The sequence below is a fragment of the Rahnella sp. EDr1-12 genome (genome assembly GCF_049206505.1).
GTDB classification, from domain to species: domain Bacteria; phylum Pseudomonadota; class Gammaproteobacteria; order Enterobacterales; family Enterobacteriaceae; genus Rahnella; species Rahnella rivi.
Genome location: NZ_JBLZNY010000001.1, coordinates 517,071 through 536,690, shown reverse-complemented (window position 1 = coordinate 536,690; position 19,620 = coordinate 517,071). Strand labels below are relative to the sequence as shown.

Sequence of the window (19,620 nt, the reverse complement as noted above, 5' to 3'; positions counted from 1 at the left end):
CGATGCGGTTAATGGTTGGTTAAATAATGAGATCCCCGGAACCGGTGCTATTTGTGCCGCAGAGATTTGGCTTTCAATTAAATCTGCGGCAAACTGGCGGCAGCGTTGTCTTAATACAACAGATTTCAGAATTGAGGAAAGGGCTATGTTTACCGGAATTGTTCAGGGTACCGGAACGGTTGTATCGATTGATGAAAAACCGAATTTCCGTACCCATGTTGTACGCATGCCAGAGGATATGCTGGATAATCTTCAGCTCGGCGCTTCGGTATCGCACAACGGCTGTTGCCTGACGGTCACGGAGGTACAGGGTGATCTGGTCAGTTTTGATTTGATGAAAGAGACTCTGCGGCTGACCAATCTTGGTGATTTACAGGTTGGCGATCTGGTCAATCTGGAGCGTGCTGCACGATTTAATGATGAAATCGGTGGCCATTTAATGTCAGGGCATATTATTTGTACTGCCGAAGTCGCAAAAATTCTCACCTCAGAAAATAACCGTCAAATCTGGTTCCGCATGCCGCATGAAGATTTGATGAAATATGTATTACATAAAGGTTATATCGGCATTGATGGTATTAGTCTGACCATTGGCGAAGTCACCCGCACTCGTTTTTGCGTGCATTTAATTCCTGAAACGTTGCAGCGCACAACATTAGGCGCCAGACGCCTTGGCGACAAAATTAATATTGAAATCGATCCGCAAACTCAGGCGATCGTCGATACGGTTGAACGTGTATTAGCCAGCCGCGAAGCGGCTATTGCGACGGCACAGGCGATGATTGAGAAAGCGGAATAATTGCATCGCACTTTCAGAAGTGAATAAAAAAATCCGGGCGCTTATGCCCGGATTTTTTATGTGTTGCGCTGCCATTAATTAACGCGGAACGCGCAGTCCACCGTCAACCCCTTCAGGGCTGAAGACCACTTGCCAAAGCTGAAGATCGCGCGCGCGGAAAGCCCCTGCGCAGGCGTTGAGGTAATACGTGAACATCCTGTGAAAGCGATCGCCGTAGCGCTCTGCCAATTCCGGCCAGTGAATCTGGAAACGTTCATGCCACGCCATTAACGTTCTGTCGTAATCTGCACCGATATTGTGCCAGTCTTCCATCACGAACAGGGATTCACTGGTGTGCGCAATCTGTTGAATCGATGGCAGACAACCGTTCGGGAAGATATATTTGTCGATCCACGGATCCACGCTCAGGTCGGTTTTATTTGAGCCGATGGTATGCAGCAGGAATATGCCGTCAGGCTTGATGTTGCGCTTCACGACATTGAAATAGGTCTGATAATTCTTCGGCCCAACATGCTCAAACATCCCAACCGACACAATGCGGTCAAACTGATCGTTCAGGTCGCGGTAATCCTTCAACAGAATCGTGACATCCAGCCCCTCACAACGTGCCTGTGCGAGCTTTTGCTGCTCAGCGGAAATGGTCACACCCACCACGCTGACCCCATAATGGCGCGCTGCATATTCAGATAATCCGCCCCAGCCGCAACCAATATCGAGCAAACGCAGCCCCGGTTTTAATTGCAGTTTGTCGCAGATCATTTTGAGTTTCGCTTCCTGCGCCTGCTCCAGGGTGGTGGCTTCTTTCCAGTAGCCGCAGGAATATTGCATATAGGGATCGAGCATGAGAGTGAATAAATCATTGCCCAGATCGTAATGCTCTTTACCGACAATCCACGCGCGTTTACGGGATTGCAAATTGGTGAGACGTGCTGCTGCGATGCGTAATGTGTCTTTAAAATGGTGGGGAAGTTTATCTTCTAAACCGGCTCGCAAAACGCGCTGGAAAAAGATATCCAGACGTTCACACTCCCACCAGCCATCCATATAACTTTCACCCAAACCCAGAGAACCTTCCTGCAAAACACGCTTGAAGAAGTCAGTGTTTTTTACTTTAAGGTCAAAAGGGCGATTACCATTAATCTGGATGTCAGCGGAAGATAACATTTCGCTGACGATCCGATACCACTGATTATCCTGAATGCTTTGGTCTTCAATACACGATGAACTCATAGCTTCTCCATCACTTTCTCTTCTGACTTATTAACCTGCCGGGAAAAGCAAAGGCTATTTGTGCAGGTCTTTATGAGAACAGACGACTCAGCGCCCCGTCCGATATTCGACACCAACAGAGGAAATTTAGAGGAACCCCTGCAAACCAACAGGTTTACAGGTCAATCATCCTTGAAATAATAGTGTGACGCGATCCGCGTAGCACACAAAAGCTTGTAATAAAGATTTTGTAAAAGTGTTATTTTTAGAGGTTTTATTGAGTATAGGCTCGCCTGCATGCATTCTCAATAGTTAATCGACTTGAGCACTAATGACCTTTAAGTGATTGTAACTCAAGGTCATTATTGCGATCAGTGAGTAGAGCGTGCTTCAGTCTGCTGACAGGACTCTTCGCTGTCAGCCTGGCGTTTTGTTTGTCGCTGTGACAACCAGCGACCTAAAACTACCAAGATGAGTGTAGACAGCATGGTGGTAACTGTCGCCATAAGAGGTTGCGCAATAAATGCGGAAACCATCAGACTGGCAATAAAACATAGCCCTAACTGAAGGGTATTCTGCAACGCGGCGGCTTTGCCTGTATTAGCAGGAAATGGCATTAATGCATTTGCGACGACAATTGGATAGATTGCACCATTCACCAAAGCCATCAAACAGAACGGAATCAGCAGACTCACCAAACCGGCATCGGTGAACATCGCAATAACAAACAGCCAGACAACGCTCAGGCAATAACCTGCTAATAAAAATGGCAGAATTTTGTTGCCATCCATTTTGCTGATCATTAACCGGCAACCAAAACCCCCCAGCAGGAACGCGATTGTCTGCGGTACGTAGCTCAGGCCAATAACCGCCGGTGTGTAACCCATATCACTCAAAATGAACGGTGAACCGGTCAGCCATGCGAAAAAACCCGCAGAGCAGGCGGCGTAAATCATCACATTACCTGTGTAAATACGGGAAGTGAGCAAAGTACCAAAACCGGCTTTATTTTCGGGCGGATGTTCTGCGTGCTTTTTATCACGCAAGGTCAACGTGGTGATAAGGAGGATCACCGTAACCCCCGTCAGCAGAGCGAAAATCGCTTCCCAGTCAAAGTGATTCAGTACCCATGCGCCGAGCAGCGGTGCCAGAGCCGGCGAGAGTGCGACCAGCGGCATGATGCTGGCGAAGGTTTTTTTCGCCACATCCGGGGAGAAACGGTCAACGACGATCGCCTGCCATGTGACTGCGGCGGCACACACACCAACGGCCTGTAAGAAACGCAGCGCCAGCAGCGCACGCACATTTTCCACCCACAAAATACCCAGACAGCCAATGGCAAACAGCGTCAGGCCGATAATCAGCACCGGTTTACGGCCAATGCGGTCGGAGAGAGGGCCCCAGAGCAGTTGCCCGATCGCGAAACCGCCGAGGAAAATACTCAGGCTGGCGCTGATCATGCCCGGACTGGTCATCAGGCTGATTTGCATCGCGCTGAAGGCGGGAAGATACATATCTGTGGCTAAAAAGCCGAGCATGCTCAATCCGGCGAGATAGAGCATAAATCCAAAGGAGGGTTTCATTTTTGTCTCGTTAATTTATGTATTGCAGATGATGTGATGCAGAAAACAGTTGGGATGCAGAGTTTAACGCTTTGATAACAGTCTTGTGAAACGCTAATATTTGCAATCTGCTGTGAAAAATATTGAAGGCTAAGTGATGTGGTCAGAATACGCCCTTGAAGTAGTTGATGCGGTAGCACGTACCGGTAGTTTCAGCGCAGCAGCGCAGGATCTTCACCGTGTGCCTTCTGCCATCAGCTATACCGTTCGTCAGCTGGAGAACTGGCTGGCTGTTCCTTTGTTTGAACGGCGTCACCGTGACGTGGTGCTGACGCCTGCCGGAAAAGTTTTCGTTGATGAAGCACGGATTCTGACAAAAAAAATGATAGCTACGCGTCGGCAGTGCCAGCAGGTTGCAAACGGCTGGCGTGGCGAGTTGCGGGTGGCGGTAGACCGAATTGTGAAACCCGCCAGAACGCGGCGGCTGGTGCTCGATTTCTACCGTCATTTCCCCGATACGGAACTTATCATTCATTCCGAAGTATTTAACGGCGTCTGGGATGCGCTGGTCGATGGCCGCGCAGACGTGGCAATTGGCGCGACGCGGGCGGTGCCGGTGGGCGGGCGTTTCAGTTTTCGCGATATGGGTTTTATGGACTGGCACTGTGTCGTCAGCCCTCAGCATCCGCTTGCGCAACTTTCCGGCGCACTGAACGATGACCAACTGCGGCCTTATCCGGCGCTGTGTCTGGAGGATACTTCGCGCACCTTACCCAAGCGTGATACCTGGACGCTGGATAATCAGCGGCGCCTGGTCGTGCCTGACTGGACTTGTGCGCTGGAATGTCTGAGCGAAGGTTTATGCGTAGGGATGATGCCGGTTCATCGCGTGAGTCATCAGATTGAACAGCAAAAATTACAGGTTCTGGCGCTGGAGAATACGTTCCCTGACAGCCCGTGTTGCCTGACGTGGGATCAGAGTAATTCCTCTCCTTCGCTGGCCTGGCTGCTGGAATACATGGGCGATACAGAAACGATGAATCAGGAATGGTTACGGGATTAGAAAAAAAACATCCACCTCTATGTGAGGCGGATGTTGGCTGGTGTGATAAATGTTTGGTCAGAACGTAACTCTTACCCCCGCATTGGCCTGCCAGGAGTTAATACCCTCATCGTCGCTGCTTAAACGCTGCTGATACCGGAAGCCAGTATTGATCGGGACGAGAAAAAACGCCTGCACAGGCAGGCGTCAGATTTTTGTTAACGGCGATAATCGCGGAAAGGGCCGTCGGCTACTGACCGGCGCTCGACCAGTTTGGGATGGACCTCAATGGTCTGTGATTCTTCGCGTTTGCTGATAATTCTGTCCAGCAGCATGGTAAACGCCATTTCGCCCAGACGCTCTTTCGGCTGATGCACAGTGGTTAATGCCGGAGAGAAGTAACGCGCATTTCGCACATTGTCATATCCGATCACCGAAATATCCTGCGGTACGCGTAAACCGAGCTCATCTGCCGCACAGATAGCCCCCATCGCCATCACATCACCGCCACAGAAAACAGCGGTAGGGCGCTGTTTCTGCATCAGGATTTTGTGCATCGCCTGATAACCCGATTCCGGTTCGAAATCACCCTGAACCACCCACTCTTCGCGCAGAGGAATGTTGGCTTCGTTCAGCGCCTTGACGAAACCCTGGAAACGACCGCCACCGGTATTACGCGCCAGTTGCCCTGGGATCACGCCAATATCACGATGCCCGCGTTCAATCAGATAACGACCGGCCATATAACCGCCTTCAAAGGCGTTATCGATAATGCTGTCAGTGAAGTTTTTGCGCGCCTCGCCCCAGTCCATGACGACCATCGGAATGGAGCGGTATTCTTCCAGCATATTCAGCAGTTCATCCGGATATTCCGCGCACATTACCAGCAAGCCGTCGACGCGTTTTTGCGCCAGCATTTGCAGATAGGCCTGTTGTTTCTCCAGATTATTATGCGAGTTACACAAAATCAGCGTGTAGCCTTTGGAGAAACAGCTGTTTTCAACGGCTTCAATGACTTCGGCAAAGTAGGGCGCTTCACTTGAGGTCGCCAGCAGGCCAATGGTTTTGGTGTTATTGACCTTAAGGCTGCGCGCAACGGCGCTTGGCGAGTAGTGAAGCTCTTTAATAGCCAGCAGAACCGCGGTTTTGGTGTCTTCGGCGACGAAACGTGTTTTATTGATGACGTGCGACACGGTTGTGGTGGAAACGCCAGCGCGCTTAGCGACATCTTTAATCGTTGCCATGTAAACAATGACTCCTGAACTCACGTGTTTCAGCACGTTAGCATTATGTTAATCGTTTGCTTGCGTGGATTTCACTGCGGACTTTTAAAAAGGCAGTGAAATCGTTGGGTGGATTCGTCAGAGTGAGGCGCAAAACGCTCTCGGGTGAAATCGACCGGCACACAGGCGTGGTAACCGACAATTTTCTCTTATAATGCAGCAAAGTGGAAGTGTTATTGTGGAATATCGCGCATGAATCAACGCGGGATTTTAGCGATGAAGTATGAGAAAATGCGTTGGCACACATTTTATGTGGCTTAATGAAACGCCACAATTGATCCGTAAGGGGGTTTTATGGACAGTAATCTGAAATTGTCGTTGATTACCACCGTTTGCGCGTTGCTTATGATTATCGCTTTCAGCTTCACCGCAGTGATGAACTAAAAGCTCTGTCATCGGGCAACAAAAAGGGCGAACCCTGATACAGGGATCGCCCTTTTCAATTTTGCACACTGACCTTTTCGCCGACATTCTTCCCTGCACAAACGCTTCGTTAAATGCTATTCAGTGATGATTAGCGGAACTTCAAATTTAACGAACTGCTTATTATCGGATCGTTTTCGGGGTCATTACCCGACGTGCACCTACATAATGATCTTGCCAGTAATCGTCGCCCAGTGAGGTAATTTTGATGTCTTCACCGGTACGCGGAGACTGAATAAACTTGCCGTTACCTACGTATACCCCGACATGGTCCGCGGCACCACGGTTATTAATTCTAAAGAAGACCAGATCGCCGGACTCCAGTTCACCGCGTTTCACCGGTGCGGCATCGCGCAGGTGGTACATCTCGTTGGCAGTGCGTGGCATTTTGATACGAATCAGATCTTTATACGCGTAATACACTAAACCACTGCAATCGAAACCGGTATTGGGGGAGGTTCCACCCCAGCGATAAGGTTTGCCGACCTGGTGCATCAGCTTGGTCATCGCCGTTTGCTGAGCATGCTGATAACGTTTCTTGTGGGTTGCGCTTAACGTAATGGGCTTGCTGTCTTCTTCGGCTAATTTCTTGCCTTTTCGGTGTCGGCCATACGCTTCTTTCTTGCTGGTCTTTACAGTGGCGTTTTTCGCCAAAGCCCGGGTTTTACTTTTCTTATCTGCTTTGGTTTCAGCTCTGGTGGTTTTGAGTGATTTTTCTTTCTTACTCTCGGCCTTACTTTCAGCTCGCGTCGTTTTCACTGTTTTGACAGAAGAGGCCTTTCGCGTCACCAGTTCGGTGCTTTTGACTCTCTTCCTGGCATTTTTTTCCTGACTCTGTTGTTCTTTCACCGGTGCCACTTTGGTTTTTTTAGTGGTTTTCGCTGCAACCGTTTTTCGCTTTCGACGTTCCTCAGGGGCAACCTGATTAACATGACTCTTTCGCTGATCGGCAGAAACACGACTCTGCGGTGACGCATGAGCAATATTCAGAAACAGCTGGGTAAAGAGCAGCACAAAAAGCGTGAACAGTAAGCGCATAGCTTCGTTACCATAGGTGGTTAGGTTAAACATCAGAGATGTCAGAGTATTGCCTAAAAGAACCAGACAAAACAGCACGAATTGCATCGATTCTAGATCATATTGTGAGAAAAAGTTAATAGCTTTTAAAACGTCGAAATAAACGCCATTTTTAGTGAATAAAATGACCATTTTTCAGTAGGTTAATATTTGTGTTAAACCATGGCGAAATGCAAATCCCTGGTTAATGTCATCGCCAAAAATGTTATTCTCGATGAATCTTTATTTTAGTGAGCCCGCACGCAGGCACTTAAAATAGTGAAATAAAATGTCAGTATTGCGAAAGACCCTGCAAAAAATGGCGTTTTTATCTGATAGCTGCCATCGTTACAATAGAGGGCAATGTGATTCAGCACTTTTTTGTGCTGCGCGTGAAGAGTAATGACCGTGACAGCCTGTACCGGCTTGAGGAAGCAAGAAATGACCACTCCAACAATTGAAAAAATTCAGAAGCAAGTTTCTGAAAACCCGATTCTGCTGTACATGAAAGGCTCGCCAAAACTGCCAAGCTGCGGTTTTTCTGCACAAGCAGTTCAGGCATTGTCTGCCTGTGGTGAACGTTTCGCTTACGTCGATATCCTGCAGAACCCGGATATCCGCGCAGAGATGCCAAAATTTGCTAACTGGCCTACCTTCCCGCAGCTGTGGGTTGATGGTGAACTGGTCGGCGGTTGTGACATCGTGATTGAAATGTATCAGCGTGGCGAACTGCAACAGCTGATCAAAGAAACCGCTGAGAAATACAAATCTTCTGAATCTGAAGAGTAATCAGCAGCGGAAATTGGCCGCCTTCAGGGCTGCTGATGACAATAAAAAGAGCGACATTGCGTCGCTCTTTTTGTTTTTATGCGTCCGGCCTGTTTGTCCGTCAGCGTGTTCCTTCACGTCAACCGCTTACTGCTGATGTTCTTCTGATGCGGTTTCGTCTTCCTGCTCTTCGGCGCTGATGGCCAGCGGCCAGCCGCCCAGGCGCTTCCAGCGGTTTACCAGCTCGCAGAACAGTTCAGCCGTGCGCTCTGTGTCATACAAGGCGGAGTGCGCCTGGCTGCTGTCAAAGACCATCCCCGCGCTGATACAGGCTTTTGCCAGCACCGTCTGCCCGAGAACAAGCCCGCTCAGCGCTGCGGTATCAAAGGTCGCGAACGGATGGAACGGGTTACGTTTCAGCCCGGCGCGTTCGGCGGCGGCCATCAGGAAGCTGTGATCAAAATTGGCGTTGTGCGCCACGATGATCGCGCGGTTGCAGTTCTGCTCTTTCATCCCTTTACGAATGACTTTGAAAATCTCATGCAGGGCGTCATATTCGCTGACCGCACCACGCAACGGATTTGTCGGGTCGATACCGTTAAACGCCAGCGCCTCTGGCACCAGAATGGAACCCTCGAAAGGCTCGACGTGGAAATGGACCGTCTCGTCGCTTTCCAGCCAGCCGTCTTCGTCCATTTTTAGCGTGATGGCGGCAATTTCCAGCAGCGCATCAGTTTTGGCATTGAATCCGGCAGTTTCAACATCGATCACTACCGGATAAAAACCACGAAAACGGCCTCTCAGGGCGTTAATGTCACTATTCTCGGCCATTAGTTTCTTATCTTTATCGAATTCAGCGCACATTATGACAAATTTTGCCGCGAGTTGCAGGCGTGTGGCGAATATTCGACATTTCAGTGGGCAAAAAAAAGGGCGCTTTCGCGCCCTGAGACTGCACGCAACGGATCAGTTGCCCAGACCCTGGCCTGCGTGTTTGGATTCGATCAGCTCGATTTTGTAGCCGTCCGGATCTTCAACAAAAGCGATAATGGTGGAGCCGCCTTTGACCGGGCCCGCTTCACGGGTGACTTTGCCACCTGCGTTACGGATGTCGTCGCAGGTTTGCGCCACGTTATCCACGCCTAACGCGATGTGCCCATAGGCAGTGCCCATGTCATAGCTGTCAACGCCCCAGTTGTAGGTTAACTCAATGACTGCGCCTTCGCTTTCATCCGTGTAGCCAACAAAAGCCAGCGAATATTTGTATTCCGTATTTTCACTGGTACGCAGCAGGCGCATGCCTAAAACGTCGGTGTAGAAGCTGATTGCGCGTTGTAAATCGCCAACGCGAAGCATGGTATGGAGTAAACGCATAGGTTCCTCTTTATTTGCAGGATGAGAATAATCAGTTTCAGCCTAACCGATAGCGGCGGTTTTGTCTGTAAAACCCCGAACAGCTGCTGGATCTCTGACCAAAAAAACGGCGGCCGGAGGGCATCGGTCGCCGAAAAGTGGAGATAACTTTTATATCATTACAGGGTCGGGTAATCGGTATAACCCTGAGCGTCGCCGCCGTAGAAGGTTTCGGGTTTTGGCTCGTTAAGCGGTGCATGAGATTTCAGACGCTCAACCAGATCCGGGTTAGCGATGTAGCTGCGGCCAAAGGCTACGGCATCGATGTAACCTTTTTCGATCAGTTCTTCGCCTTTCTCAGCCGTGTAAGCGCCGGCACCGACAATCACGCCCTGATAATGCGCGCGGATCACCTCACGGAACTCAGTGGTGTAAGGCTTACCACCAGCCCAGTCAGGCTCAGAAATATGCAGATAAGCCAGTTTACGTTTGTTCAGTTCATCCAGCAGATAGATGGCTGCCTGCACCTGATCTTCACCGTTATCCAGGCCGTTAAACGGTCCCAGTGGTGAAATACGGATACCCACACGTTCTGCGCCGAGCTCTTCAATCGCAGCATCCACCACTTCCAGCGTCAGGCGTGTGCGGTTTTCAATGTTGCCACCGTACTGGTCTTCACGCAGGTTAGACGCCGGAGACATAAACTGGTGCAACAGATAACCATGCGCAGCATGCAGTTCGATGTAATCGAAACCGGCTTCTGCAGAGCAGGCCGCAGCGTGACGGAAATCATTGATGATGCCCGGAATTTCACTCAGTTCTAACGCACGCGGAGTAGGGCAGTCGACGCGGATCGCGTTGCCTTGCTCATCACGCAGACTGGTGCGGGTATTGGGGTTGACGGCAGAAGGCGCAACCGGTGTCTGATTGTCCGGCTGCACACTGTTGTGTGAGATACGCCCGGTGTGCCACAGCTGAACGGCGATATGTCCTTTTTTATCATGAACGCCTGCAACGATTTTCTTCCACGCAGCGACCTGCTCAGGCGTGTGCAAACCGGGTGCGCCCGCATAACCTTTCGCCTGGAAAGAAACCTGCGTCGCTTCAGTGATGATCAGGCCAGAGGTGTGGCGCTGGGCATAGTATTCGCCCATCAGCGGCGTCGGGATATCACCCGGTTCAATGCTGCGCAGACGGGTCAGTGGAGCCATAAATACTCGATTCGGTAAGGTATTTTTACCGACAACAATCGGGGAGAAAAGCTTGGTCATGTCAAAAACTCCAACGTTAATGGACTGATCGGTAAGACGTTAAGGGATCTCACTCACGTCAAACGATCTTAAATAATGGTGTCTTTTTTATCCCATCTTCATTGCCGGTGACTACGCGCACGGTGCTTTTTCGCGAAATATCTCTCATAGCCGGGTGTGCATGGCGGGTTCAGGAACAGAAAAAGAATAAAAAAGAGCCGGCGGGTGCCGGCTGAGGTGAGGGCAAATTTCTGTTTTCTTGATGAGGGCAGGCGAAACAGTCTGACCATTTCCGACAGGTGAAATGGCTGAACGGACGGTAGCAGATCAGTGTTGCAGTAATTTGAAGAATGAAATGCATGACATGATTCACCTTGCGGGATGGCGGGAAAACGTCTTGAATAAAAGTTCAGCACTATTTGCGGAGGGCCTGTGGCTCAGCAGCTCGAGTTTTTTGACATCCCCAGCCCGTGCCGTGGCATCTGCCAGGCCGACGAACGGGGCTATTGCCGCGGTTGCCTGCGCAGCCGCGATGAACGCTTTGGCTGGATAAAAATGACCGACACCGAAAAACGCCATGTGCTGCGTTTATGTCAGCAGCGGTTGTTGCGTCAGCAGCGCGCCGGAAAAACACCCGATGAACCTCAGCCGGAGCAGCCGGAGCTGTTTTAATCATCAAAGCGGGCGTCTCAGCTTCACATCCTTTTGTTTCTGCCTGTCAGCATCAATACAGCGCGATGGCCGTTGTGTATTCTGTTGGTCGAAAATATCAAAAATAAGGAGATGATCATGGATCCACGTACCCCTTTATCGCCACAAGGCCCGGTTTTCTCAACGCTGATTTGCGGTTACTGGCGTCTGATGGAATGGGAGATGACAGCGCAGCAGATTCAGACGTTTATGCAACAGCATATCGAACTGGGCATTACCACCGTCGATCATGCTGACATTTACGGAGGTTATCAGTGTGAAGCGGCATTTGGTGAGGCTCTGCGCTTAAAACCGGCGCTGCGTGAGCAAATGGAGCTGGTCAGTAAATGCGGTATTGCCACCACTGCCGATCCTGACAATAAAATCGGGCATTACATTACTGATGCGCAGTACATCATTGCACGCGCGGAAAAATCCCTGACCAATCTGCACACTGATTATCTGGATCTGCTGTTGATCCACCGCCCGGACCCGCTGATGGATGCCGACGAAGTGGCAGAAGCGTTCACACAACTGCACAAAAGCGGCAAAGTAAAACACTTCGGCGTCTCTAACTTCACGCCAGCACAGTTCAGCCTGTTGCAGTCACGCCTGCCGTTTTCGCTGGTCACCAATCAGGTTGAAATCTCTCCTATCCATCAGCCTGCGATCCTCGACGGGACGCTGGATCAATGCCAGCAATTACGCATTAAACCGATGGCCTGGTCATGCCTGGGAGGCGGCCGTTTGTTCAGTGAAGCCGGGTTCCAGCCGCTGCGCGATGAGCTGCAAAACGTGGCGAATGAAACCGGCGCCGACACTATCGAACAGGTGGTGTATGCCTGGATCATGCGTCTGCCGTCGCAGCCGTTGCCGATTATCGGTTCCGGTAAAATTGAACGCGTGCAGTCTGCGTACAAAGCGTTGTCTCTGGAGATGACCCGCCAGCAGTGGTTCCGTATTCGCAAAGCGGCGCTGGGTTACGACGTTCCGTAACCCTTTGCGGGTGAATGGTCAGGCGGGTTTTGTGGTGGTTAACGCAGGATCCGCCGGGCCATCTTCCGTCGAAATCGCCTGTTGAAGTTGTGACAGTGAGCAGTACAACCGCCAGATTACCCCCGCCAGTTCACGCGCCGCAGGTTCAGGATGATGCGCCAGCGAGTTGCTCATGCGCAATAATTCCGTAAGTGTCGCATCCAGATTTTCATGACTGACACCGCGCTCGGTCATCACACCCTTCAGACAATGAATACAGACGTCGCGCACCGCTGACAGCGGATCGGAGCGGGTTTCCCATTCGCGTAACTGCCAGACGATGTGACGGCAGTTGAGCAGCACCACGCCCCAGCGCAACAGCCATGTGCGGGAAATCTGATCTTTACTCTGACTCAGCTGGTTCATCCGGTGATAAATCAGTGATTCAAACTGGAAATGGCTCAGGGAGGGTTTGCGGCTAAGTTGATCCATGAAATCCCGGCGCAGTGCCCGGATTATGCGACGGCTTTTGCGCTTATCAGAGCTTGGCCGCAAAACCTGAAACGCAATGCCGGCTAACATTACGCCCGCGATTTTTGCCACGCCGTCGTTCATGAACGCACCATAGTCATAATCCGGCGGGTTAGTGACCGCAAGAAACGAGCCCATAAACACGATCATCTGCCCCCACAATCCGGCAAAGCGTTTATATTGCAGTTTCATCATTTGCATGGTGACCAGCATTGGCAGGAAAAAGGCACAGAACACCCAGAAGTTATCGATCTGAATCATCAGCCCGAACTTAAGCACAAAGCAGCCGATAAACAGTAACCCCAGGGATTTGATCAGCAATGTCACGCTGCTGATGGGAGACGCGGTGGAGGAGTAGAGCACACAGCTGACCGCCGTCAGCGCCACGGCACCGGCGCCGGAATCCCATTGCGTTGTCATCCAGAACGCGCAACCGATCACAATGCACAGGAACGTTCGCAGGCCGTTATAAGCGGCTTCAACGGTATCTGTATGCTGCGCCAGATGGGTGATTTTTGGCGGCTGAAGGGTTTCGGCTTCGGCCACATTAGCGTTCTCCACGCGGCGTAACCAACGTTCGCTGCGCACGTACAGCCAGCAGAAATCGCGCAAACGCGTCCAAAACGCCTGATGGCGAAAATCGGCGGTGTCCTGAGGTTTTATCAGCAGAAGGATCTGCGAAAGCCGGTATTTGTCGGTGTCGGGTTTACGCAGTTCATCGAGCAAAATACTCAGGACTTGAGCAAGATTTTCAGGCGGCTGCGGCCAGTTCAGTAACATGCGGCGCAGGCTGGAAATAAAACTGGTCATGCGCAGTTGCTGGTGCAGCAAATAATTAAGCACATTGTTTTGACGACGTAGCCGGTAATGGCTCCAGACCGCCTGAATACGTAACAGATTCAGCGTCAGTATCTGACCGATCAGCCCCTCGTGAGAACTTCGGATTTGGTCATTGATTTCTGCATTCCATAACAGTTGCGCATGTTCCAGTAACTGGGTGTGCATTTTGCGCAAAGAGGTGAGCAGGGCATCGCCGTCCGACGTGCTGGGCAGCACCATCATCATGAAACCACCGCATAAAATACCGGTGATCACTTCACCTACTCGCGCCTGAGCGATGTCAAAAATTTGGGTAGGATCCGTGACGTCGACGGTTGAAAACGCAATGATTGCCGCCGTGTAACCGGCCAGCGCGAAAGCGTATGAGACGTTGTTTTGATAATGGTTGGAGACGTAAGTACACAGGCCAAGCCAGGTGGCGATGGCCAGCGTGAAAAGCCAGGGTTCATTGAGACAATGCCCGGCGATAAAGACGGCCCCCATCGCACCGAGCAGGCTGCCAATAATACGGCCGATACTTTTACTGATCACGCCGCCCACGGTGGGAAAGCTGACTACCGCTGCGGAAGTTAACGCCCAGTAGGGTTCATCCATCTGAAATTCAAAGGCGATATACAGCGCCAGTATCATGGCGATGGAGTTGCGCAGGGCGTACCGCCATTGGCCGCCGGTGGCTTTTCCCCACGGGGTATTCTTCCATTCCAGCCAGGAGAAATTCACGGCATGGCCTTAATTAAGGATTGAAATGGTGCAGGTGGTGCCTGCAACCAGAATGGTGTTTGCGGGGACCGTGTCGAGCTTGATGCGCACGGGCACACGCTGCGCCAGACGCACCCAGGGTACATTCGGTTTGACGTTCATCAGCAGGTCGTCAGAGGCGTCCAGGCTCTGGTCATAAATCGCCCGCCCAATACTTTCCACATGGCCTTTAAGAGGAATATTACCGTTAAATAAAGTGATGTCCGCCAGATCCCCTTCACGGATATTTTTCAGTTTGGTTTCTTCGAAATAACCCAGCACATAGAAAGAATGAATATCCACCAGGCCGACCAGAGGTGTGCCGGTGGTGGCATAATTGCCTTTGCGGGTTTGCAGATTGGTTATATAACCGTCAGTGGGGGCGACAATATTGGTTTTACTCAAATTCCATTTGGCTTGTTCTAATGAGGACTGCGCCCCCTGATAAGCCGCCTGCATGGCTTTGGCGCTAATATTGGACTCATCCAGTGACTCGGCAGAAATAACGTTGGTGCCCAGACCACGACGGCGCGCGGCTTCATGATTGGCTTTGGCTAAATCCGCTGCCGCTTTCGCCAGCGCCGCTTCGGCATTATCGACGGCAATTTTAAAGGGGACCGGATCCAGGCTGAACAGCGGATCGCCACTTTTAACAAACTGATTATCATGCACATTAATGTCAATGATCCGGCCTGAGACTTCCGGAGTGATATCAACAATTTCAGCCCGCACCTTACCATCCCGCGTCCACGGGGATTGCATGTAGTAATTCCACATCCACCATCCGGCACATATTGCGACCGCGAAAACCAGCACAGTTGAGAAATATTTAAGGGTTTTGAATTTCATTTTCAGAGGTTCACCATAAGCAACAGTGCGGCGCAAATACAGATCACAAACAGGGATAAATCCATCAGCGTCGGATGCCAGACTTCGCCGGAATAAATCCAGTCACGTACCACCCGATGAATCAAAAGCCAAAAAACCAGTCCCAGTAAAAATGCTTTAAACATCGGGGGGAAATAAAGTGAGGCACCGACGACCAAATCGGGGAGCGGGAAGCCTGCGTGAAACATTTGCGCATTCACAATATTAATCTCTGCCGGTGATTGTGTTATAAACGAGTTTACCTTTGGAAGCATTGTGGCCGCTTCCGGATGCAACAGTACCTACCATTATATATAGAATTGTAATTTCTCGATTAAAGTTCCTAAAACTAAGCTAAACTCTGGGGAGTTATCTTAGCATGCTAATTATAAGGAGGGGATAATTGGAATCGAATCTGGGGTCAGATCTAGCACGATTAGTTCGTGCCTGGCGTGCGTTGATTGACGATCGGCTAAAGCCGTTAGAACTCACGCAAACGCATTGGGTAACATTGCACAATATCAATATGTTACCTCCGGAACAGTCACAAATTCAGCTGGCGAAAGCCATCGGTATCGAGCAGCCTTCTCTGGTCCGCACGCTGGATCAGCTCGAAGAAAAGAAGTTGATCACCCGGCAGACCTGCGCCAGCGATCGCCGCGCCAAACGCATCAAACTCACCGAAGAATCTGCGCCGATCATCCATGAAATGGAGACGGTGATTGACTCAACGCGCAAAGAAATTTTGTCCGGTATGTCTGCTGCTGAAATTGAACAACTGGGGGGGATGTTGTCTCGCCTGGAAAAAAATATTGCTGCATTGCAAAGCAAATCATAAATCACTTTTGTTCTGTTCACGTCACACAGCGTTGCTTTGACTCTTTCTTTAAGGGTTGCCCATAAAAAAACCGAAGCCTTTGGCTTCGGTTTTTTGGTTTCAGGCTGTCTTACAGACTGAGAAACTATCAGGCACCCGGAGAAACCGTGATAGTGCTGCCACTGCTGGCCATGCTGACACGTTGTCCGACGCTGAATTTAGTCGCACCGGCTTTCTGAACAACCTGAATCGTTGACCCGTCATCACGACGGATTTGCAGCTCTACACCGTTAGAACGGTTGAGGGTGCTTTGAACGCCCTGACCCGCCACGCCACCGGCCACTGCGCCCGCAGCGGTTGCCAGACTACGACCGGTACCACCACCGACGGTATTACCCAGGAAGCCCCCTAACACGGCACCGCCCAGCGCGCCGATAATGTTGGAATCATCGCCACCCTGAATCTGTACTGCACGGGTAGAAACGATGGTGCCGTAGGTAACCTGCTGGATTTGTTTGGCCTGCGAAGAGGAGTAAACGTCGCCAGACAGAGAATTATCGCTGACGCAGCCAGCAAGGGAAACGCCGGCAAGTGCGACGACCAGTAAACGCTTAATCATAAATAGCTCCTTTATATGCTGCTGCACATCTTTCAGGGTAGAGACAACAACAGAGAAAAACCGATACACAGTTCAACATCACTGTCGAGGCTGTCATATACCATATTCACTTAACTGTCTTCGAGTATACCGAAGTTCGCCTCAACTAATAATAAACGCAGGTTTAAGTTTAAGACAGCTTTGTGTTAAATCAAAAACACCGGCAGTTAACATAGTTAAATGTTGATTTTTACATTGTGGATATTTCTGAAAGAGGAAAACGTGGGATGAAAAACACGGAGTCATCACAAGGCGTAATAAAAATTCAGTAATTCATGGTGTTGTCATCGTAATTCTGCCTACTCTGTGTCAAACCCTGTCGGCACTTTTTAGTGAGGAGTGAAGGATGTTATCTATAAAGTCGGGTCGCTATATTGGCGTGATGTCCGGCACCAGTCTGGATGGCGTGGATGTGGTGCTGGCGGCCATTGATGAACGCATGGTGGCGCAGCAGGCAAGTTATTCGCATCCCATCCCCATCGCGCTGAAAAATGCCGTGCTGGGAATGTGTCAGGGACAGCAGGTGACACTGCAACAGGTCGGTGAGCTGGACACGCAACTGGGTATTCTCTTCGGGGAAGCGGTGTTGGGCTTACTGAAAAGCGCAGGAATTTCACCCGAGGAAGTCACGGCGATTGGTTGCCACGGCCAGACTGTCTGGCATCAGCCAAAAGGTGACACCACATTTTCCATGCAACTGGGTGATAACAACCGCATTGCGGCCATGACCGGTATCACGACCGTAGGGGATTTCCGCCGCCGAGATATGGCGTGGGGCGGGCAGGGCGCGCCGCTGGTGCCTGCGTTCCATCAGGCATTGCTGGCCGATACGGCCGAACGGAGAATGATCCTCAACATCGGCGGCATCGCCAACCTTTCAATGCTTCTGCCCGGACAACCGGTCCGTGGCTATGATACCGGCCCCGGCAACATGCTGATGGATGCCTGGATCTTGCGTCACAAGCATCAGCCTTACGACAAAAACGCGGAATGGGCGACTCAGGGGCGGGTGAATTTACGGTTGCTGCAGCAGATGCTTTCTGACGCCTATTTTGCCGAGCCAGCGCCGAAAAGCACCGGACGCGAATACTTCAACATGGCGTGGCTGGAGAAACAGCTGGCGCGCGGCCACGAAATCTCTCCGGTCGATGTGCAGGCCACGCTGACCGAACTGACGGCCGTCAGTATTGCCGAACAGGTTCAACTGACCGGCGGCTGCGATCGTCTGATGGTGTGTGGCGGTGGTGCCCGAAATCCGTTGCTGATGGCACGGCTCTCCGCCATGTTGCCAGGCACCGAAGTGTGTACCACGGATGCCTTTGGCATCAGCGGTGATGACATGGAAGCGCTGGCGTTTGCCTGGCTGGCGTTCCGCACGTTATCCGGCCAGTCGGGTAATCTGCCCTCCGTGACCGGCGCCAGCCGCGAAACCGTGCTCGGTGCCATATATCCGGTGGTTTCCCCCCGATCCTGATGCGTTCTCGGTTTTATCTCAATGTGCCGCGCCAGCGGGCGTGGTACATAACTGAGAGAGACTAAAAACAATCAGGGAGCACAAAATGAAAAAGGCGATTTTCGCTGCTTTAGCAGGATTAACGCTGGCCGGATGTAGCCAGTTTCAACATCAGGCTGAGAGCCCGACGCAGGAGTTACATTATCAGTGCGGCACTTTGCCGCTGACCGTCACGCTCGATAAACCGGCGCAGCAGGTGAGCATGGTGCTCGACGGTGAGCAACTGAAACTGAAACAGGTGGAATCCGCCTCCGGCACTAAATACAGCGACAGCCGTTACACCTTCTGGTCGAAAGGCAGTCAGGCCTTCGTACAGCGTGGTGATAACGTCATCATCGATGACTGCGTGCAGAAATAACCCCCTTAGCCTTTCCCAACCCGCCGCGTCAGGAACATTGAGATCCTGACGCGGCGGGTGCACAATGCCATTACCTTTTGTTGAGATGCAATTGAACCCATATGGCTGATAATAATGAATTTGATGTTGCTGACTCGCGCCGGGAATACACGCGCGGCGGGCTGCGTCGCGCCGATCTGACTGCTGAGCCGCTGCCTTTGTTTGAGCACTGGCTGAAACAAGCGTGTGACGCGAAACTGGCGGATCCGACAGCAATGGTCGTGGCGACGGTCGATGAACAGGGTCAGCCTTACCAGCGGATCGTGTTACTCAAGCATTACGATGAAAAAGGGCTGGTGTTCTACACCAATCTGGGCAGCCGCAAAGCACAACAGCTGGCGAACAACTCCCGCATCAGTCTGCTGTTCCCGTGGCATATGCTTGACCGTCAGGTGATTGTGCTCGGTCAGGCTGAGCGTCTATCCACGCTCGAGGTGATGAAGTATTTCACCAGCCGCCCGAAAGACAGCCAGATCGGCGCGTGGGTTTCACAGCAGTCCAGCCGGATTTCGGCGCGCGGCGTGCTGGAAAGTAAATTCCTCGAACTGAAACAGAAGTTCAGCAAAGGCGAAGTCCCGTTGCCGAGTTTCTGGGGTGGTTTTCGCGTGAAAGTGGATTCGATGGAGTTCTGGCAGGGCGGCGAACACCGTCTGCACGATCGGTTCATTTATCAGCGTGACACCGCCGAAAGCCAAACTGGCTGGAAAATAGACCGCCTCGCCCCTTAACCACGAAAAAACACGCGATTCCCTAGCGCTCGGGCGACGAGCGCTTTATTCTATGGCGTTCCCCTTAATGGTGAGAGAAAAGGCACATGCGCGGCATGATGCCGGACATGAATCTGCACAG

21 protein-coding genes are annotated in these 19,620 nt (G+C 51.3%); 10 read left to right on the top strand and 11 right to left on the bottom strand.

The window, feature by feature from the left end:
• Positions 1-145: 145 nt before the first annotated feature.
• Positions 146-799 carry a riboflavin synthase gene (locus ACO0U8_RS02360; protein WP_056773582.1) on the top strand — a complete coding sequence of 218 codons (654 nt, stop codon included), beginning with the start codon at positions 146-148 and terminating at the stop codon, positions 797-799.
• 78 nt (positions 800-877) lie between these two features.
• Here ACO0U8_RS02360 and cfa read toward each other — a convergent pair whose 3' ends face one another.
• Together cfa and punC are read right to left on the bottom strand one after the other, a co-directional pair.
• Positions 878-2,029, bottom strand: coding sequence for a cyclopropane fatty acyl phospholipid synthase (cfa, locus tag ACO0U8_RS02355; RefSeq protein WP_122095586.1), 1,152 nt, complete (start codon positions 2,027-2,029; stop codon positions 878-880).
• Between the two features lie 350 nt (positions 2,030-2,379).
• Complete coding sequence (punC, locus tag ACO0U8_RS02350) at positions 2,380-3,591, bottom strand: purine nucleoside transporter PunC (protein ID WP_056773587.1); 1,212 nt, start codon at positions 3,589-3,591, stop codon at positions 2,380-2,382.
• Positions 3,592-3,727: 136 nt separating this feature from the next.
• Between punC and punR the strand changes: the two genes are divergently transcribed.
• The gene (gene punR / locus ACO0U8_RS02345; protein WP_122095585.1) at positions 3,728-4,633 is read left to right on the top strand and encodes a DNA-binding transcriptional activator PunR; all 906 of its coding nucleotides are present in this window, start codon (positions 3,728-3,730) and stop codon (positions 4,631-4,633) included.
• A gap of 197 nt (positions 4,634-4,830) precedes the next feature.
• Here punR and purR read toward each other — a convergent pair whose 3' ends face one another.
• The gene (gene purR / locus ACO0U8_RS02340) at positions 4,831-5,856 is read right to left on the bottom strand and encodes an HTH-type transcriptional repressor PurR (RefSeq protein ID WP_056773596.1); all 1,026 of its coding nucleotides are present in this window, start codon (positions 5,854-5,856) and stop codon (positions 4,831-4,833) included.
• A gap of 333 nt (positions 5,857-6,189) precedes the next feature.
• Here purR and ACO0U8_RS02335 point away from each other — a divergent pair, with 333 nt between their 5' ends.
• A complete protein-coding gene (locus ACO0U8_RS02335) occupies positions 6,190-6,279 on the top strand; it encodes a YnhF family membrane protein (RefSeq protein WP_122095584.1) in 90 nt (29 codons plus the stop codon).
• A 162-nt stretch (positions 6,280-6,441) separates the two neighbouring features.
• Here the strand turns inward: ACO0U8_RS02335 and ACO0U8_RS02330 are convergent, their stop codons facing one another.
• On the bottom strand, positions 6,442-7,356 hold the full coding sequence (locus ACO0U8_RS02330) for a C40 family peptidase (protein ID WP_217203334.1): 915 nt from the start codon (positions 7,354-7,356) through the stop codon (positions 6,442-6,444).
• A gap of 459 nt (positions 7,357-7,815) precedes the next feature.
• Between ACO0U8_RS02330 and ACO0U8_RS02325 the strand changes: the two genes are divergently transcribed.
• A complete protein-coding gene (locus tag ACO0U8_RS02325; RefSeq protein ID WP_056773605.1) occupies positions 7,816-8,163 on the top strand; it encodes a Grx4 family monothiol glutaredoxin in 348 nt (115 codons plus the stop codon).
• A 126-nt stretch (positions 8,164-8,289) separates the two neighbouring features.
• Here ACO0U8_RS02325 and rnt read toward each other — a convergent pair whose 3' ends face one another.
• The 3 genes from rnt to ACO0U8_RS02310 form a co-directional block, all read right to left on the bottom strand.
• On the bottom strand, positions 8,290-9,006 hold the full coding sequence (rnt, locus tag ACO0U8_RS02320; protein WP_072158074.1) for a ribonuclease T: 717 nt from the start codon (positions 9,004-9,006) through the stop codon (positions 8,290-8,292).
• A 102-nt stretch (positions 9,007-9,108) separates the two neighbouring features.
• On the bottom strand, positions 9,109-9,516 hold the full coding sequence (gene gloA / locus ACO0U8_RS02315) for a lactoylglutathione lyase (protein WP_056773609.1): 408 nt from the start codon (positions 9,514-9,516) through the stop codon (positions 9,109-9,111).
• A 158-nt stretch (positions 9,517-9,674) separates the two neighbouring features.
• A complete protein-coding gene (locus ACO0U8_RS02310; protein WP_056773611.1) occupies positions 9,675-10,766 on the bottom strand; it encodes an alkene reductase in 1,092 nt (363 codons plus the stop codon).
• 411 nt (positions 10,767-11,177) lie between these two features.
• Between ACO0U8_RS02310 and ACO0U8_RS02305 the strand changes: the two genes are divergently transcribed.
• Positions 11,178-11,417 carry a DUF1289 domain-containing protein gene (locus tag ACO0U8_RS02305; RefSeq protein ID WP_056773615.1) on the top strand — a complete coding sequence of 80 codons (240 nt, stop codon included), beginning with the start codon at positions 11,178-11,180 and terminating at the stop codon, positions 11,415-11,417.
• Positions 11,418-11,534: 117 nt separating this feature from the next.
• Positions 11,535-12,431 (top strand): aldo/keto reductase, encoded by an 897-nt coding sequence (locus tag ACO0U8_RS02300; RefSeq protein WP_056773616.1) that lies wholly within the window; start codon positions 11,535-11,537, stop codon positions 12,429-12,431.
• An 18-nt stretch (positions 12,432-12,449) separates the two neighbouring features.
• Here the strand turns inward: ACO0U8_RS02300 and ACO0U8_RS02295 are convergent, their stop codons facing one another.
• From ACO0U8_RS02295 to ACO0U8_RS02285, 3 genes are read right to left on the bottom strand one after another with little or no spacing between them, the layout of a single operon-like run.
• On the bottom strand, positions 12,450-14,501 hold the full coding sequence (locus ACO0U8_RS02295) for an FUSC family protein (protein ID WP_421670202.1): 2,052 nt from the start codon (positions 14,499-14,501) through the stop codon (positions 12,450-12,452).
• A gap of 9 nt (positions 14,502-14,510) precedes the next feature.
• On the bottom strand, positions 14,511-15,368 hold the full coding sequence (locus tag ACO0U8_RS02290) for an HlyD family secretion protein (protein ID WP_056773621.1): 858 nt from the start codon (positions 15,366-15,368) through the stop codon (positions 14,511-14,513).
• Positions 15,369-15,370: 2 nt separating this feature from the next.
• Positions 15,371-15,595, bottom strand: coding sequence for a DUF1656 domain-containing protein (locus ACO0U8_RS02285; RefSeq protein WP_056773732.1), 225 nt, complete (start codon positions 15,593-15,595; stop codon positions 15,371-15,373).
• Positions 15,596-15,789: 194 nt separating this feature from the next.
• Between ACO0U8_RS02285 and slyA the strand changes: the two genes are divergently transcribed.
• Entirely contained in the window at positions 15,790-16,224 is a 435-nt protein-coding gene (gene slyA / locus ACO0U8_RS02280) for a transcriptional regulator SlyA (protein WP_056773626.1), read from the top strand.
• Positions 16,225-16,351: 127 nt separating this feature from the next.
• Here the strand turns inward: slyA and ACO0U8_RS02275 are convergent, their stop codons facing one another.
• On the bottom strand, positions 16,352-16,822 hold the full coding sequence (locus tag ACO0U8_RS02275) for a glycine zipper 2TM domain-containing protein (RefSeq protein ID WP_056773629.1): 471 nt from the start codon (positions 16,820-16,822) through the stop codon (positions 16,352-16,354).
• A 394-nt stretch (positions 16,823-17,216) separates the two neighbouring features.
• Here ACO0U8_RS02275 and anmK point away from each other — a divergent pair, with 394 nt between their 5' ends.
• The 3 genes from anmK (at position 17,217) to pdxH (ending at position 19,499) form a co-directional block, all read left to right on the top strand.
• Entirely contained in the window at positions 17,217-18,335 is a 1,119-nt protein-coding gene (gene anmK, locus ACO0U8_RS02270; RefSeq protein ID WP_217203336.1) for an anhydro-N-acetylmuramic acid kinase, read from the top strand.
• Between the two features lie 85 nt (positions 18,336-18,420).
• Positions 18,421-18,732: an MliC family protein gene (locus ACO0U8_RS02265; RefSeq protein WP_056773634.1), complete on the top strand. Its 312-nt coding sequence runs from the start codon at positions 18,421-18,423 to the stop codon at positions 18,730-18,732.
• Positions 18,733-18,833: 101 nt separating this feature from the next.
• Positions 18,834-19,499, top strand: a complete 666-nt coding sequence (gene pdxH / locus ACO0U8_RS02260) for a pyridoxamine 5'-phosphate oxidase (RefSeq protein ID WP_056773638.1) — start codon at positions 18,834-18,836, stop codon at positions 19,497-19,499.
• The last annotated feature ends 121 nt before the right edge of the window (positions 19,500-19,620 follow it).